Annotated in this window: 16 protein-coding genes; 4 read left to right on the top strand and 12 right to left on the bottom strand. The window is 64.3% G+C overall.

Going from position 1 to position 14,956, the window contains the following annotated elements; translation table 11 throughout:
* Window positions 1-137 precede the first annotated feature (137 nt).
* The 10 genes from motA to NG900_RS14395 all read right to left on the bottom strand — a co-directional run bounded on the left by motA (window position 138) and on the right by NG900_RS14395 (window position 9,772).
* Window positions 138-998: a flagellar motor stator protein MotA gene (motA, locus tag NG900_RS14440; protein ID WP_012430145.1), complete on the bottom strand. Its 861-nt coding sequence runs from the start codon at window positions 996-998 to the stop codon at window positions 138-140.
* Window positions 999-1,474: 476 nt separating this feature from the next.
* A complete protein-coding gene (flhC, locus tag NG900_RS14435; protein ID WP_252681533.1) occupies window positions 1,475-2,035 on the bottom strand; it encodes a flagellar transcriptional regulator FlhC in 561 nt (186 codons plus the stop codon).
* 80 nt (window positions 2,036-2,115) lie between these two features.
* The gene (gene flhD / locus NG900_RS14430; protein WP_252681531.1) at window positions 2,116-2,433 is read right to left on the bottom strand and encodes a flagellar transcriptional regulator FlhD; all 318 of its coding nucleotides are present in this window, start codon (window positions 2,431-2,433) and stop codon (window positions 2,116-2,118) included.
* An 837-nt stretch (window positions 2,434-3,270) separates the two neighbouring features.
* Window positions 3,271-4,167, bottom strand: a complete 897-nt coding sequence (locus NG900_RS14425) for an SMP-30/gluconolactonase/LRE family protein (RefSeq protein ID WP_252681528.1) — start codon at window positions 4,165-4,167, stop codon at window positions 3,271-3,273.
* Window positions 4,164-5,024 carry a citryl-CoA lyase gene (locus NG900_RS14420; protein ID WP_252681525.1) on the bottom strand — a complete coding sequence of 287 codons (861 nt, stop codon included), beginning with the start codon at window positions 5,022-5,024 and terminating at the stop codon, window positions 4,164-4,166. Before NG900_RS14420 ends, NG900_RS14425 begins: the two co-directional genes overlap by 4 nt.
* 2 nt (window positions 5,025-5,026) lie before the next feature.
* On the bottom strand, window positions 5,027-6,214 hold the full coding sequence (locus tag NG900_RS14415; RefSeq protein WP_252681522.1) for a CaiB/BaiF CoA transferase family protein: 1,188 nt from the start codon (window positions 6,212-6,214) through the stop codon (window positions 5,027-5,029).
* 80 nt (window positions 6,215-6,294) lie between these two features.
* Window positions 6,295-7,086: an IclR family transcriptional regulator gene (locus NG900_RS14410; RefSeq protein WP_289813830.1), complete on the bottom strand. Its 792-nt coding sequence runs from the start codon at window positions 7,084-7,086 to the stop codon at window positions 6,295-6,297.
* A 20-nt stretch (window positions 7,087-7,106) separates the two neighbouring features.
* Window positions 7,107-8,111, bottom strand: coding sequence for an ABC transporter substrate-binding protein (locus tag NG900_RS14405; protein WP_252681518.1), 1,005 nt, complete (start codon window positions 8,109-8,111; stop codon window positions 7,107-7,109).
* Window positions 8,112-8,136: 25 nt separating this feature from the next.
* The gene (locus NG900_RS14400) at window positions 8,137-8,967 is read right to left on the bottom strand and encodes an ABC transporter permease (protein WP_252681515.1); all 831 of its coding nucleotides are present in this window, start codon (window positions 8,965-8,967) and stop codon (window positions 8,137-8,139) included.
* A complete protein-coding gene (locus NG900_RS14395; protein WP_252681512.1) occupies window positions 8,951-9,772 on the bottom strand; it encodes an ABC transporter ATP-binding protein in 822 nt (273 codons plus the stop codon). The genes NG900_RS14400 and NG900_RS14395 overlap by 17 nt, the downstream gene beginning before the upstream one ends.
* Window positions 9,773-10,031: 259 nt before the next feature.
* On the opposite strand from NG900_RS14395, the gene NG900_RS14390 reads away from it, so the two are divergent.
* Together NG900_RS14390 and NG900_RS14385 are read left to right on the top strand one after the other, a co-directional pair.
* Window positions 10,032-10,535 (top strand): FlxA-like family protein, encoded by a 504-nt coding sequence (locus tag NG900_RS14390; RefSeq protein ID WP_252681511.1) that lies wholly within the window; start codon window positions 10,032-10,034, stop codon window positions 10,533-10,535.
* A gap of 155 nt (window positions 10,536-10,690) precedes the next feature.
* A complete protein-coding gene (locus tag NG900_RS14385) occupies window positions 10,691-12,304 on the top strand; it encodes a COG3904 family protein (protein ID WP_252681508.1) in 1,614 nt (537 codons plus the stop codon).
* A gap of 9 nt (window positions 12,305-12,313) precedes the next feature.
* Here NG900_RS14385 and NG900_RS14380 read toward each other — a convergent pair whose 3' ends face one another.
* Complete coding sequence (locus NG900_RS14380) at window positions 12,314-13,021, bottom strand: GNAT family N-acetyltransferase (RefSeq protein ID WP_252681506.1); 708 nt, start codon at window positions 13,019-13,021, stop codon at window positions 12,314-12,316.
* Window positions 13,022-13,309: 288 nt separating this feature from the next.
* On the opposite strand from NG900_RS14380, the gene NG900_RS14375 reads away from it, so the two are divergent.
* Together NG900_RS14375 and NG900_RS26620 are read left to right on the top strand one after the other, a co-directional pair.
* Complete coding sequence (locus NG900_RS14375; RefSeq protein ID WP_252681504.1) at window positions 13,310-13,984, top strand: hypothetical protein; 675 nt, start codon at window positions 13,310-13,312, stop codon at window positions 13,982-13,984.
* A gap of 197 nt (window positions 13,985-14,181) precedes the next feature.
* Window positions 14,182-14,304, top strand: coding sequence for a hypothetical protein (locus NG900_RS26620; RefSeq protein ID WP_289813802.1), 123 nt, complete (start codon window positions 14,182-14,184; stop codon window positions 14,302-14,304).
* 96 nt (window positions 14,305-14,400) lie between these two features.
* Here the strand turns inward: NG900_RS26620 and NG900_RS14370 are convergent, their stop codons facing one another.
* On the bottom strand, window positions 14,401-14,955 hold the full coding sequence (locus NG900_RS14370; RefSeq protein ID WP_252681502.1) for an NADPH-dependent FMN reductase: 555 nt from the start codon (window positions 14,953-14,955) through the stop codon (window positions 14,401-14,403).
* Window position 14,956: the final 1 nt, after the last annotated feature.

Genomic DNA, 14,956 nt, shown 5'->3' with positions numbered 1-14,956 from the left:
GTCGTAGGTATCGTTTTGAACCCTCTCAGGATCCGTAGCGAGCAGGCCGGAGGTTGGACCGAGAAGCGCAGCCGTACATGGGTACGGCGAGCATCGCAGGTTCAAGATCGGGGCGCGCAGTAGGATCATGAGTGGGTTCACGCTGTTTTTGCGCCGCGCACGTGGTCTTCCAGTTCGGCAAAGGACGGGCGCTCGGTCGAGAACAGCACCTTGCGGCCAAACTCCACGGCAATTGCCGGGGCGTAGCCGTTCATGCTGGCCAGCAGCGTCACCTTGATGCACTGGAACAACTTGGTCGATTCTTCGGCGCGCTGCTCCAGCAGCGAACCCAGCGGCCCGATGAAGCCATACGCCAGCAAGATGCCGAGGAAGGTGCCGACCAGCGCCGAGGCGATCAGCTTGCCCAGCTCCGCCGGCGGCAGGCCGACCGAGCCCATGGTGTGCACCACGCCCATCACGGCGGCCACGATGCCGAAGGCCGGCATGGCGTCGCCCACCTTGGTGATGATGCGAGCCGGTTGTTCGGCTTCGTGGTGGTGGGTATCGATTTCCTGATCCATCAGCGCTTCGATCTGGAACGGATTCAGGTTGCCGCCCACCATCAGGCGCAGGTAATCGCAGATGAAATCGAGCGCGTGGTGGTCCGCCTGGATGGCGGGGTAGTTGGCAAACAGCGTGCTTTCGTGCGGGTTTTCGATGTCGGCTTCGATCGACATCATCCCTTCGCGGCGGATCTTGGACAGCACCACGTACAGCAGCGCCATCACTTCCATATAGAGGGCCTTGGTGTACTTCGAGCCCTTGAACAGACCCGGGAGCGCCTTGACCGTGGCGTTGATGGCCTTCTTGTCGTTGCCGACCACGAAGGCACCGATGCCGGCACCGAAGATGATCAGCAGTTCGGTCGGCTGGAAGAGCGGCCCGAGGTGCCCGCCGGCCAGCATGTAGCCGCCGAACACCGAGGCGAGAATCACGATGTAACCGATGGCAACTAACACGGGGCGAACTCCTGAATGGGCGACCGCGCGATCCATTCGTGCGATCCATACAAAGGGGATAACGGCATCCCCCCGGTTAACTGAAGGCTGGAACACCGGGTTTTCCTGCCGCCTGGCAACTGGAAAACCCTTCCGCAGCGCCCTTCTTCCCCAAGAACGGCAACAAAACGGGCGGCTTGAGCGCCACCCGCCCCGAGAGGGGGCTTCTCCTAGGCTCACGCAAAGAAAAAGGGACGGAAATCGCTCTCCGTCCCTCCCTCTACGCGCGGCGGCAAAAAAAATGCCGGTCTGCAGCATGCGCTGCGACCGGCCTACCCCCTTCCCCTTTTGTGCTGTCTGAGCCCCTGTGCTTTTCCTGCTCTGTGTTCTGGGGTTGTTATCTGCCGGTCTGGCCGGCTGTTCCCGTATTTCCCGTCCGCCTGTTTTGGTCCATCCCCCGGCGGTGCTGTGCGTCCCGTGTTCCCGTGAGAGCCGTATCAGGCGTCGACCGTCTTGTCTGCGATCGCATCGACCTGCCCAGCGACGCGCTTTTTCTTTCCTGCGCGTGACGGCGGCTGGCATACGCCGCACACGAAATCATGGTGCAGGTCGTCTGCGTGGGCCACGAAATGGCCGGTGCAGCGCTTGCACTTCACGGTGTGCAGCATCTTCCCCTCGAAGAACTTCAGCATCATCCACGCGCGGGTGATCGAGAGCACCTCTTCCTGTTCGTGGACGTGAATGTGTTCCTGGTACAGCTTGTAGGCTGAGATCAGGCGGCGCACCCCGGTGCTGCGGCTGTTCTCACCCAGAAAACGGTAGATGTTCAGGAAGATCGACGAATGGATGTTCGGCGACCACGTCAGGAACCAGTCTGCCGAGAAGGGCAGCATGCCCTTGGGCGGCGATTCCCCGCGGATTTCCTTGTACAGCTTGACCAGACGCTCGCGGCTGAGCGTGGTTTCCTGTTCCAGCAGTTGCAGACGGGCACCGAGCGAAATCAATTCCGCTGCGAGGTGAATCTGCTCAACTTCGTTCATGACGCTGGTGTGACGCATGGCACTGCTCCCGCTTTCGCTTCGTACTCATCCCAAAGTGCAACAACTGAACCCGGCGGAAAAAACCCGCCGCAAGTGGCTCAGTTGATCTGCTCAACCGCCTGACGCGACAGCAGAATCGACATTTGCGATTGCTGCAGACCCTTGTCACGGTGCGGCTGGGTCACCAGACCCAGGATGGCGTGATCGTCGAAGCGGAAGCGGCACAGCATCATGTTCGTGCTAGCCAGCTTGACGATCTGCGCGGGCGACATCGTCAACAGGATGTCAGCCAATTCTTCAGAGATGCCGAGGCGAAACAGAGCGGCATCGCGATCCTTGGCCAGCATCTGCTGGGCAAGCATCAGATAGGTGAGATTCAGCTCGCTGATCTCGGAAACAATGTCTTGCGTGTCCATGTTTTTGTCCCGTCGTGTGCAGTAAAAGTACAACCTGCATCCGATCCCGCATGGTGCTGCCCGGTCGCGCTGTTCCACTCTCGCGCTTTTCCCTCGCCGGGCTGTTCACCAATCCCCACAGATCGGATGTTCTGGCGTTGGCGCCGTTACCGGCACTTCCCGCCCCCTTCTTACTCACGTCGCAAAAGACATGGCGAAGTTGTTTTCTGTTGAACACATTGTGGTTTGAGGTCCGGGGTAAGTAAAGAAGGGGGGACCCCTACGTTGGAGGGGTAATGACGCCCACTTCCTTGTAGGCGATTTTCCTACAATTCTGTTAATAAACGTTGCAAATGAAGCCTTTGCCGACGCAGCGACCCTGGGCGGACGATGCGGTAAAGCGGGCGTTTAACAGGTATTTACCCCAATGATCGCCGTAAAAAAGCAATTTAATTGCCTAAAGTCTAGAGAAATCGACAAAGAAGGCGTCGCACTTCTACCACTGTGAGCATCGGATGCCGGGTAAACAGCTTGTAGGACACATCTGACCCACTCCTACACGTCGTGTAGGACAGTTCCGACCCGTTTCTGGCGGGTTTTGTAGGAGTGATCCTACAGTCGAATATCGATTTTGTAGGACGGCTCCTACCGTTTCGTATCTCTAATAGATACACGTCTCTTATATTGATACGAAAATCATCGATAACTGACGCCCGCCCAGGCAGAAAAGGACGCGCGCAGCACTTCTCCCAAGGTCGTTCCGCAAAAAGTGCGGCATGGGCGCCTGCCTAGTGAAAACAACGTTGGATTTCCGGCGATTCGGCCGGGCGCCGTGTAGGACAACGCCCGTCTATAGGCTCAGCCGTGTGCAGGCGGGGTCCAGCGGGCGTGCAGGACGGTGCCCGTGGAAGATTCGGTGATGACGAGCGACTGCCCGTCTGGCGTGAATGCGACATTGGTGGTGGTCCGCCCGCGGCACGACGCGATGCGCGCCAGCGGTTCGCCGTGCGGCGAGAGCACGAACACGGCACCCAGCGAGGCATGGGCCACGAACAGGTTGCCCGCAGCGTCCATCGCCATACCATCCGGGCCGCTGGTGCCGTAGAACTGCGCAAAGCGGCCGACCTTGCTGGTGCTGCCATCGGCCAGCAGCGGCAGGCGCCAGACGGCGTTGTCGCGTGTCATGGCGACGAACAGTGCGGATTCATCGGGCGTGAGCACCAGCCCGTTCGGGCTCGGGCCGTTGGCGAGCAGGCAATCGAGCCGGCCATCGGTGCGCAGGCGATACACGCGGCCGGTCGGATCGTGCAGGCCGGTCTGGCCCTGGTCGGTGAAATAGAGATCGCCGTTGCGGGCGACGATCAGGTCGTTCGGGCCCTTGAATCGCTCGCTGTTGCGGCGCGTGAGGAGGGGCGTGACCATGCCCGTCGCCGGGTCGAGCGACAGCAGCCCATTCTTATAGTCGGCAATCAGCAGCGTGCCGTCGTGGCACAGCGCGAGGCCGTTGGGCTCGCCGTCGTATTCGGCCGCCGCCTCCCAATCGCCTTGCGGCGAGACACGCAGGATGCGCCCGTGCGGGATGTCGACCAGCCAGAGATTGCCTTGCGCATCCCAGCACGGGCCTTCCAGAAAGCTATCGACGGGCGCTCCACCCTTGTTGGCGCGCGACCATTCGGTCGGCACCGGGCGGCGCAGCGTGGCAGGCATTTCGGTGAAGACCGTGGTCTCGACGATTGGCCAGTTGAAGTACGTCATGGCACGGGCACCGCGTCGGCATCCGCCTTGGTCAGATGCCGCGTGGCGGCGCCTGTGTAGCGGTACGGCAATTGGCGCGGCATGGGGCCCTTGTTGCGCTCGCCACGGCCGCTCTGCTCCCACGCGTGCGCCAGGATGCCAACGGCACGCGACAGGCAGAACACGCCGCGCGCCAACGGCGCAGCAAAACCCAGCTCCGCATAGATGACGGCCGTGGCGCCATCGATGTTCATCGGAATCGGCTTGCCCTTGCGGCTGGAGAGCAATGCTTCGATCGCGCGGCCAATGGCGGCATAGCGCCCGCCGACCACGCCGTCCTGCGCAGCCTCGTCCACGAACGCGAGCAGGCGCCCCGCGCGTGGGTCGACCGGGTGGAAGCGATGTCCAAAGCCCGGCAGGTATTTGCCATGTGCAGCGATGAACGCGTCGACACCCGCCGCCGTGGCCGCCTCCAGCGAGGCGCCGTCAAACAGGCGGGCCTCGATGTCATGGAACAACTCCACCGCCTGTTGTCCGGCCCCGCCATGTACGTCGTCCAGTGCGTTGAGCGCAGACGCCATCGCGCCGTTGAGCGGCAGCCCGCAGCTCGTCGCCATCTTGGCAATCGCAATGGACGGCGCATGCGGGCCGTGGTCAACCGAGGCCACGAGCGCCGCCTCCAGCAACGCCGCCTGGCGCTTGCCCGGCAGCTCACCGCGCAGCATCAGCCAGATCATCTCGGCAAAGCCGATGCGGCCGATCAGCTCCTGGATCGGGTAGCCGCGCACGTGGATGCGGCCGGGTTCAATGTCGATGATGTCGGTGCGCCAGTAGTCGGCGGCAAGGCCAGCCGGGTCTTGTACAGGTGTGGTCGTCATGGTCAGATGGCGCCTTCAGCGCGTAAGGCTTCGATTTGGTCGGGGCGGTAGCCGAGCTTGGCGAGCCAATCGTCGGTGTGGGCGGATAACCCAGGAGCGGGCGTCTGCGGACAGGGGTCTTCGCCCGACAGGCGAAAGCCTGCACGCGTCACGTGCTGCCCTTCTTCCGGGAACGAGGTGACGAAGCTGCGGCCCGTCACCTGCTCATGCGCAAGCACGCCCGGCACGTCGAGGACCAGACCGGCCGGCACACCGGCATCGATCAGCAGTGGCTCCCATTCGGCGGCAGCGCGTGCGGCGAGGGCTGCCTCCAACGCATCGTTGAGCGCCTGGCGGTGTTCCTTGCGTGCATGGCGCTCGGCAAAGCGGGGGGCGGTCGCCAATTCCGGATGCCCAACCACACGGCACAGCGCGGCAAACTGCTTGTCTTCGTTGGCGGCGATGTTGATGAGCCCATCGCCCGTGCGGAACGTGCCCGACGGCGCGGCGGTGAAGTTCTGGTTGCCCATCGGGCGCGGGCTCACGCCGGCGTTCAGGTAGTTCGACACCACCCAGCCCATGGTGGCGAGCGTCGACTCCAGCATCGACACATCCACCATCTGCCCCACTCCCGTGCGCTGTGCGCCGAGCAGGCAAGCCGTGACGGCCAACGCCGCCGTGATGCCGCCCACCGTATCGCTGATCGGATAGCCGACGCGCAGCGGTGCCGATTCCTCGTCACCGGTGACGCTCATCACGCCGGAAATGCCCTGGATGATCTGGTCGTACGCCGGACGATGCGCCAGCGGACCATCTTTGCCGAAGCCGGAGATGGCGCAGTAGACGAGGCGCGGGTTGACCTCGCGCAGCACGTCATAGCCAAGCTCCAGGCGGTCCATCACGCCGGGGCGGTAGTTTTCGATCAGCGCATCGGCCTGTGCCACCAGCTTGAGCAGGATGGCCCGCCCTTCCGGGTGCTTCAGGTTGACGGTGACGGATTGCTTGCCCGCGTTGACGGCGACGAAGGAGGCGCCCATCTTGCGGCGCGCCTGTTCCGGATCGGCGCCCAGGCGGCGGGCGAGATCGCCATTGCCAGGCACCTCAACCTTGATGACTTCAGCACCGAGCAAGCCCAGCTGATAGGCGCAAAACGGCCCGGCCAGCACGTTCGACAAGTCGAGCACGCGCAAACCCGCGAGAGGCAAAGCCATGAACACAACTCCTACAACTACGGTGGCTCCGCCTCTCCCCCTCTCACCCATTCAGGAGGTGTTGGGCGTCTTGGCGGAGCCTAGGGTTTAGAAATGAGCTGAGCGGCAGCGCGCAACGGCGCGGGGTCGCCACCCAGCGTTGAGGTGATTTGTGCGGCGTGTTCCAGTACCGGGGCACGCCACGATTGCAGCAAGGCGCCGTCGATCCGCGAAGCCGGGCCGGCCAGGCACAGCGCACCGCGCAGCGCCTGCTGCGCCCCAAACACCGGCACGGACAGCCCGACCGTTTCGCGATCGCGCTCGCCAATCGACACGTAGTAGTAATCGCGCCGGATCGCGTCGTACGTGGCGCCCTGCATGCCCGAGAACGCGCACAGCACGCGCCCGCCCGAACCGCGCTCCAGCGGCAGCACGTCGCCCTCGCGCACGTGGTCGCGAATCGAGTGGTTCGAATCCACGCGATGCAGGCACACGCGCACGTCGCGCTCGCGGATGTAGAGCGACACTGCCTCGCCCGTCGCCTCGGCCAGCGCGCGCATGTGCGGCAGCACCACGTCGGCGAGGCGCATGCTGCGCTGGTAGAGGGCGCCCAGCATCAGCGGCGCGGCGCCAATCTGGTAACGGCCGTCTTCCAGGCGAAACAGCATGCGGTGCTGGATGAGCGAGCCGGCCAGCCGCAGGATCGTGCTCTTGTAGAGCCCGGTGCGCGCGGCAAGCTCCGCCAGCGTGAGTGCATAGTCGCCGGGGCGGAACGCAAACAGAATCGAGAACGCGCGGTCCAGCGCAGCCACGCCCGATGCGCCCGGCGTGCTATCGCCAACGCTTGCTGGCAGTTGCGTGTCGTTCTGAGCGGTTTGGCGTTCTGCAGTCATGACGATGGGGGGAAGGCGGCTCACTTGACCGTCTTCAAGGCTTGGTCGACGAAGCGGTTAGTGTACGTTTTCGCCAGGTCGATCTTGGCATTGCGGATCTTTTCGTCGTAACTGGAGAGCACCGTCAGGGCGACCTTGGCATCCGCATCCGTCATCAGGCCGTCCTTGGAGAAGATCGGCTTGGAGTGGCGCAGCGCATCGACAAACACATCGCGGCCGCCCACCTGCTGCTCCTTGGGCATCTTGTCGGCGATGGCTTCGGGCGTGCTGGCGTCGATCCACTTGAGCGTGCGGATGAAGGCGTTCACCAGGCGCTGCACGGTCTCAGGGTTCTTGGTCATGAAGTCACGCGTAACGTACAGCGTGGCCGTCGGGTAGCGGCCGCCGAACACGGCGTTGGAGCCGGCATCGGTACGCGTATCGACCAGGAACTTGGCCGCGCGGCGCTTCTCCAGCAGGCTCGCCACGGGGTCGAAGTTGACGAGCGCGTCGATCTCCTTGCGATCGAGCGCCACCATGCCCGGCGCGCCCGACCCCACGGCGATGTACGACACGTCATTCACCTGCAGGCCGTTCTTGATGGCGTAGTAGCGTGCGAACAGATCCGTGGACGAGCCCGGCGCGGTGATGCCGATCTTCTTGCCCTTCAGATCCTTACCGCTCTTGATGTCGAGATCAGGCCGCACCGCCAGCACGATGCCCGGCGTGGTGTTGAGCAGCGCCACCGAGACGATGTCCTTGCCCTGCGCCTGGATGTGGATGGTGTGGTCATAGAAGCCCACCACCGCATCGGTCGAACCGGCAATCAGCGCCTGCAGCGCCTTGCTGCCGCCGGCCTGGAAGTTCTCCACCTTCACATTGAGCCCTTCCTTCTGGAAGTTGCCCAGCGACTGCGTGAGCGGCACCGGCATGTAGTTCAGGATCATCGAGCCGACTGACAGGCTCACATCCTTCTTTTCCGGCTCGGCGGCACTGGCGGCCGCACCGACGGCCGCGCACAGCAGGGCCGAAATCCATCGTTTCATCTTGGTCTCCGTCATCGTTTTTAGATCAAGCACTGGTCTCGGGATCCGCCTTCGGGCGCCACACCAACAACTTGCCTTCCAGCGCATCCACGCTGCGGTCCAGCGCAATCACGAACGCCGACAGCACGACGATCCCCGAGAACACGCCGGTGGCATCGAACACGCCTTCGGCCTGCGCAATCAGGTGCCCCAGGCCAGCGGACGAACCGAGGTACTCGGCCACGATCGCCCCCATCACCGCCATGCCGACGGACGCACGCAGGCTGGAAAGAATCCAGCTCGTGGCGGACGGCACATACACGTGGCGCAACAGGCTGAGGCGGCTCGCCTTGAGCAGGCGCGCGTTGGCCAGGATGACCGGGTTCACCTCGCGCACGCCCTGGTACGTATTGAAGAAGGTGATAAACAGCACCATCGTTGCGCCCAGCGCCACCTTGGAGGTCAGCCCCAGCCCGAACCACATCACGAAGATGGGCGCGAGCAGAATCCGCGGGATGGCATTGACGATCTTGATAAACGGGTCCAGCACCTCGGCCGCCAGCTTCGACAAACCCAGCCACAGCCCCAGGCTGATGCCGATCAGCGTGCCGATGCCGAACGAGAGAATCGTCTCGGCCAGCGTGATGGCCAGGTGCGTGTAGATATCGCCGGCGGTGAACCACTCCCAGATGCGCACGACGATGGACGACGGCATCGAAAAATAGAACGGGTCGATCACGCCGGCGCGGCCGAAGCCCTCCCACGAACCGAACAGCAGCACCACCACGGCAAGCTGGAACAGGCGGATCTTGGTCTTGTGCGCGAGACCGGCTCGCCGCGTACTCACGGCAGGCATGGCGTTAGTGCTGGACGGCATGGCTCTTCTCCACTTCGGTGCCGAGGATCGACCAGATCTCGCGATACAGGCGGATGAACGCGTCGGACATATTGATTTCAGACACGTTGCGCGGGCGCGGCAGCGTGATTCCCACATCGCCGACCGGGCGGCTGGCCGGCCCGGCAGACATCACCACCACACGATCGGCCAGCGCAATGGCCTCTTCCAGGTCGTGGGTGATGAACAGCAGCGATTTGCGGTCTTCCTGCCACAGGCGCAGCAGTTCGCTCTGCATCAGGTGCCGCGTGTGCACATCGAGCGCGGAGAACGGCTCGTCCATCAGCACGATCTTGGGCGAAAGGATCAGCGTCTGCGCCATGCTGATGCGCTTCTTCTGGCCGCCCGACAACTGGTGCGGATAGCGCGCCTCGAAGCCGGCCAGGCCCACCTTCTTCATCCACGGGCGGGCGCGTTCGCGGGCCTCGTCCACCGGCATGCCCTGAAACACCAAGCCCAGCGCGACGTTGTCGAGCGCCGTCTTCCAAGGCAGCAGCGAGTCCTGCTGCATCATGAAACCGGCACTCCCATTGAGCCCGGTCAGCGGCTCGCCAAACACGTTGACAGTGCCGCCGGCCGGCTTGAGCAGCCCCGTCACCGCATTGAGCAGCGTGCTCTTGCCGCAGCCGGTCGGCCCCACCACCGCCACGAACTCGCCTTCACCGATCGACAGGTCCACGCCCTGCACCGCCGTGAAGCTGCCGAACCGCACCGACACCTGATTGAGCTGAACCGCCGGCAACCCGGGGCTCGGGCGGCCGCTCGCGGCCTGAAGGGAAGAAAGCATGGGCGTCTCCTTGAACGCGCCGGACTCGATGCGTTCTGTTTGATGGAATATAGTTCTATTTTATAGAATAGATCAGCCGCGCATAAGGGTCGTAAACCCGTACGAAGGCGCGACCCTGTGTCGAACAGCAGAAAAATTGACGCAGATATCGCAAATTTGTTCTTACAAAAGAAACATCGTTCTATTTAAAAGAACGAGGAAAATTGACGCCTCTAAAAGAATGTTGGTGCGGAAGCTAAAGTTTTCCGCCCACCATCCGATGAAGGGCGTACTGATCAGCGAGATGGCCATGCAACTTTCTTCTTCCGTTTCCAGCACTGTGGCCTCCGGCGCCTCGGGCGGCGGGAGCAGTTCGGCCACCGAAATCGAACGCCTGCAGCGCCAGTTCAAGAACCTGCAGAAGACGATCGCCGATCTGCCCAATCGCGGCCTGCCGCCCAACCAGGCCCGCGAGCAGGCACATCTGTTGACCCAGCAGGTCCTGATCGTGCAGGCGCAGATCGAGCGCCTGAAGACGCAAAAAGGCCTGGAGCAAGCACAAACCCAGCTGGAAAGCCGCCACAACGCGTCCGAGAGGGGATCCGGCCCGGGCAATACCGATGCCGCCGCCAAGGCCCATACGACTGACAAGGTGACCGGCGCATCGACGGTGAGCGACGCGCGGCTGCAAGGCCGCCAGGCAACGCAAGCGCAGTCGGCCCATCCTGCCAGTGCCGAGGCCATTACGCCCGCGGAGCCCCCGCTGGTGTCCGTCCGGGCCTGAGCAGCAGCGGCGTCGTTCCGGCTCTGCTGAATGGCGTCGCCGCCCGTGCCTGAGCTCCGCCGCAGCCACCCCCTCCCATCGGAGGGACGCCAGCCTGCACTGCCGCCAGCGACAATCGCCGCGCCGCCATCATGTGTGCGGCATCGAGAACACGCATGACCTCCGCTGCCAGCGACACCCTGCCCCCGAGCACGCCCACCAATCCGCCTCGGAAGAGGGCCGGGTCACGCAATTTCTTTGCACGCCACTGGCGCGGCGACTACAGCCTCGCCCGCTCGTATTGGCTGCACACGGCGCTCATGCAGTTTGGCGTGGTCGCGCTCAGCGCCGGCGTCACGCATGCACTGGCGCATAACGCGCCAGCACGTGCGGCCTCATCGGCGCTGCTGCTGATCTATGCGATGGGATCGGCGCTGTGGGTCTGGGCCGTGATGGGCACGTGGCGCTCGGCCGAGCGCCAGCAAGGGCGCAACCGGCTGACCGGCGCATCGAACCTGTGGCCGCTGGTCGCCAAGGTCATGATCATGCTGGGGGCCGTCGGCACAGGCTCGCGCGTCATCACCGATATACCGCGCCTGGGCGCGCATCTGCGCACCGCGCTCGGTGAACAGGCGGCTTCGCCGTTTACGGTAATGCCGCAGCGCGACGGACGCGCCATCCTGTTCAACGGCGGCATGAACGACGGTGCCGCGGATGCGTTGGAAGCCGCCCTCCAGAAGGCACCCAACGCCACGGCCGTGGTGCTGCGCTCCGAAGGCGGCTGGCTGCGCGAAGGGACGCTGGTGGCAGACGTCATCCGCCGCCATCATCTGCGAACGTATGTCGAGCGCGCCTGTGCTTCGGCGTGCACGATTGCCTTCCTGGCGGGCGAGGACCGCGCTGCGGCCCCCACCGCGCGCATCGGCTTCCATCGCCCACGTGCCGTCGGCGCCGAGCACGACCAGACCCCAGGTGCCACCGGCAACGAACTTTGGCGCGCCTATGGCGAAGCGGGCCTGCCCGACGCGTTCGTGCGCCGCGTGCAGGGCACCCCGTTTGACCAGATGTGGTTCCCCACCGCGCCGGAACTGCTGACCAACCACGTCGTCACGCGCACCTCGCCCGGCGGGGAATACGCAACCATGGCCACGCAGCTGACCACCCGTGAAGCGCTGGCCGCAGAACTACGCAGCGCGCCGCTGTACGCGACGCTGGAGCGCAAGTACCCCGCGCACTTCAGCCGTCTGATCGACACGGTCTGGCCCAAGCTGCAACGCAACGCCACCGACGCCGAAGTCACGGCCCTGCTGCGCGACCAAACGGGCAAGCTGTATCGCGCACTGATTCCGACGGCGCCCGATGCCCTGCTGTTTGCCAACGCACAGCTCACGCTCGAACAGGCCCAGGCATTGCAGCGCGTCAGCCCCGAAGCCTGCGTGGCGTACCTCGACGGCACGCCGGGTGCAAGCGCCGCCGCCGCACGCCTGCCGCGCACACTCGTCACGCGCGAGCAGACGCTGTTCTCCGACATGATGCAGGCGGCAGACCCCGAACACGCCCCCGTGGTCACACGCGCGCAAACCCTGCCGGTGCTGCAACTGGCCGTGGCGGCGCTGCCGTTGGACGAGCAGCGCGTGCTGACGCTGCCCGCACTGCGCCACGCCGCACCGCCGTCCGAACGCTGCCGGGCGCTGATCGGTTTCGCCCGCTCCATCCTGGCCCTGCCGGAAACGGAACGCGCGCTTGCGCTGCGCGGCATGTACGCCGATGCGCCCGGACCCGATGCGTAACCAGACGCGCTAAGCCGAACGCAGCGCCGTCAGCGACGCACGCTGGCGGCCATCCGCATCAAAGTTGCCGGGCGAGAGCCATTGCTCGAATGCCGCCCGCACGTGCGGCCAATCGGCGTCGATGATCGAAAACCACGCGGTATCGCGGCTGCGGCCCTTGTAGACGACCGCCTGGCGGAAGATGCCTTCGAACTGGAATCCCAGCCGCAGTGCGGTCTGCCGCGACGGCGCGTTCAGGCTGTCGCACTTCCACTCGTAGCGGCGGTAGCCGAGATCGTCAAAGACGTGCTTCATCAGCAGGAACTGCGCTTCCGTTGACGCCGGCGTGCGCTGCAGCAACGGCGAGAACGTCACCGCCCCCACCTCCACCACGCCGTGCTCGGGCGTGATGCGCATCAGCGCCAGCGTGCCGACCGGGCGATCGGTGCGCGTGTCGATCACCGCGTATTGCAGCGGATCGCGCTTGGCCGCAACGCGCTCGATGTAGGCGCGATGGGCCGCCGCATCGGTAAACGGGCCTTCCACCATGTACGTCCAGAGGCGGTCGTCCGGCGCCTGGCTGAACGCCTCGAACAGGGCGTCGGCATGGCGTGCGGCGTCGAGCGGCTCCAGCCGGCAGAAGCGACCAGACAGCGGCGTGTGCGGAGGAAACGGGCGGGCAGTCCAGCCGGCCAGGGGCGCGCCGATGGGTTGCTGATGAGCGTTGAGTGTGGTCATGCGGAAAACACCAATCGAAGAGCGGCGATGAACCCTTACCCTACCGAATCCCGTGGCTCCGTGAAAAGAGCCATGGCAGCGCCCACAGGTGGGGCCACATCACCACCCCACGCGCGGATTAATCCATTCGATGCCCCGCCACAAACCCGTGGCGGCCCACGGTGTAAATCGATATGTTGGCGGTGGGGGAAGACAGCGCCCCGAATGGCGCGAGCATCGGCATTGCTGAGCCGGGAGATGCACGCGCCCACGGAATCGTCCGCTATCTTTTCTGCCAGGAGCCCGCGAGTGGCGCCGTTGATCATTGCGTGGTACCGCCGCGGCATCCGAAGCGCCTGCATGGCCGGAAGCATCGCCTTTCTGGGGCTCACCGCTGCGGGCGCGACCTCGGCGGCGCCCAAGTTCGCCTACCCCGCCACACTGCGCGTTGACGCCGGCGCGACCGTCACCCTGCCGCGCACGTGGGGCCCGCTGCGGCTGAGCAGCGACACCCCGATCCCGTCCGTGAGCGCCACCATCAACTCGCCGTTCGGGCCGTCGCGCCTGGTGTTTGCGCAGCAAACCGTGCCGCCGGAGAGCTTCGCGCTGGTGACGGTGCGCAAATCCGATTTCGACAAGGGCACCCCGGACTATCTGGAGTCCTTGCGCCCGCGCGACCTGGCGATCCTGCTCACCCATATGGAATCGCGCGTGCATGGGGACCGCCCGGCCTGGGCCGCCCGCCTTGTTCGCGGCAAGGCACCCACGCAACGGGGACTCGCCGGGCGCCGGGTCATCTACTGGGAAGGCGAATGGAGCACGTCCACGGCCAGGACCGTCGTGGTGCGCGGGTATGCCTTCTTCGGCAACGGCGCGGTTTATCTGCTGCGCGTGTTCGGCACGGCAGGGCGTGACCGCCTACCGGAATTTGCCCAGGAAGCCCGTTTCGCCGACGCCGTGGCCAATACGTTTCGTACGAAATAAGCCGCATTTGTTGCAACGCAACAAGAAGCGGTCACGACGCCACTGCGCGGGCTCTAAAGCGCAGGCCAGTCCACGCAAGGCCTGAAATTTGTTGTTACCTTTGGAACAGTCTGTTCACCCCCAACCGTATTGTTCTTCCGCATTGCAACACCTAAACTTCGTAACAGTTGTTCAGACATCGATTGCCTGAACAAGCAATGCAAGTGCTGGAAAGGAGAACAATGATGAAATGGTTGGATATTGGCGCCGTCATGGCCGCCTGGATCGCGAGCTGCGTGGCAGCGGGTTGGCTCATCAGCGCCGCGGCTTTCCTGGCCTGAACTTGGCTCTACTGAGCCGCAGTACGCCTTAAATGGCAAAACGGCCGAGCGGGAACCCCTCCCCGCCCGGCCCTGAACACCCAGTTGATGGATGCGTCAGGCGCGGTTTTCACCTGCCCACTGGACGAATCGGTCAACAAAGCCCTGCAAAAACTGGCGCGTGCGTGGATCCGTCACCTCGCCCTGCGCATCGAAGGGCTCGCCCGCAAAGTGGAAGAACACCTCGGGCAACGGCAAGACCTTCACCCCCACCGCCGCGAGCACATTGCGCAACTGGGCTTGCGACAGCGCCGTGCCGATCGCGCCCGGCGACGCTCCCGCAACACCCGCCGGCTTGCCGCCCCACACGCTCTGGCCATATGGCCGGGAACCCCAGTCGATTGCATTCTTCAGTACGCCCGGCATGCCGCGGTTGTATTCCGGTGTGACGAAGAGAATGGAATCCACGCCCGCCACCGCTGCCTTGAAGCGCTGTACAGGTTCGGGCAAGTTGGCATCCAGATCCTGGTTGTAGAGCGGCAAATCACCGATCTCGATGAACTGCGCACTGGCCCCGGACGGCAGCAAGCCCACCAGCGCATGCGCCAACTGGCGATTGAACGACGCCTTGCGCAGGCTGCCGACGATCACACCGATAGTCAGATTGCTCATG

The organism is Ralstonia soli (genome assembly GCF_023955655.1).
GTDB lineage: Bacteria > Pseudomonadota > Gammaproteobacteria > Burkholderiales > Burkholderiaceae > Ralstonia > Ralstonia soli.
Note: the sequence above shows the minus strand (reverse complement) of the source record. Positions and strands in the feature narration are given on the sequence as shown.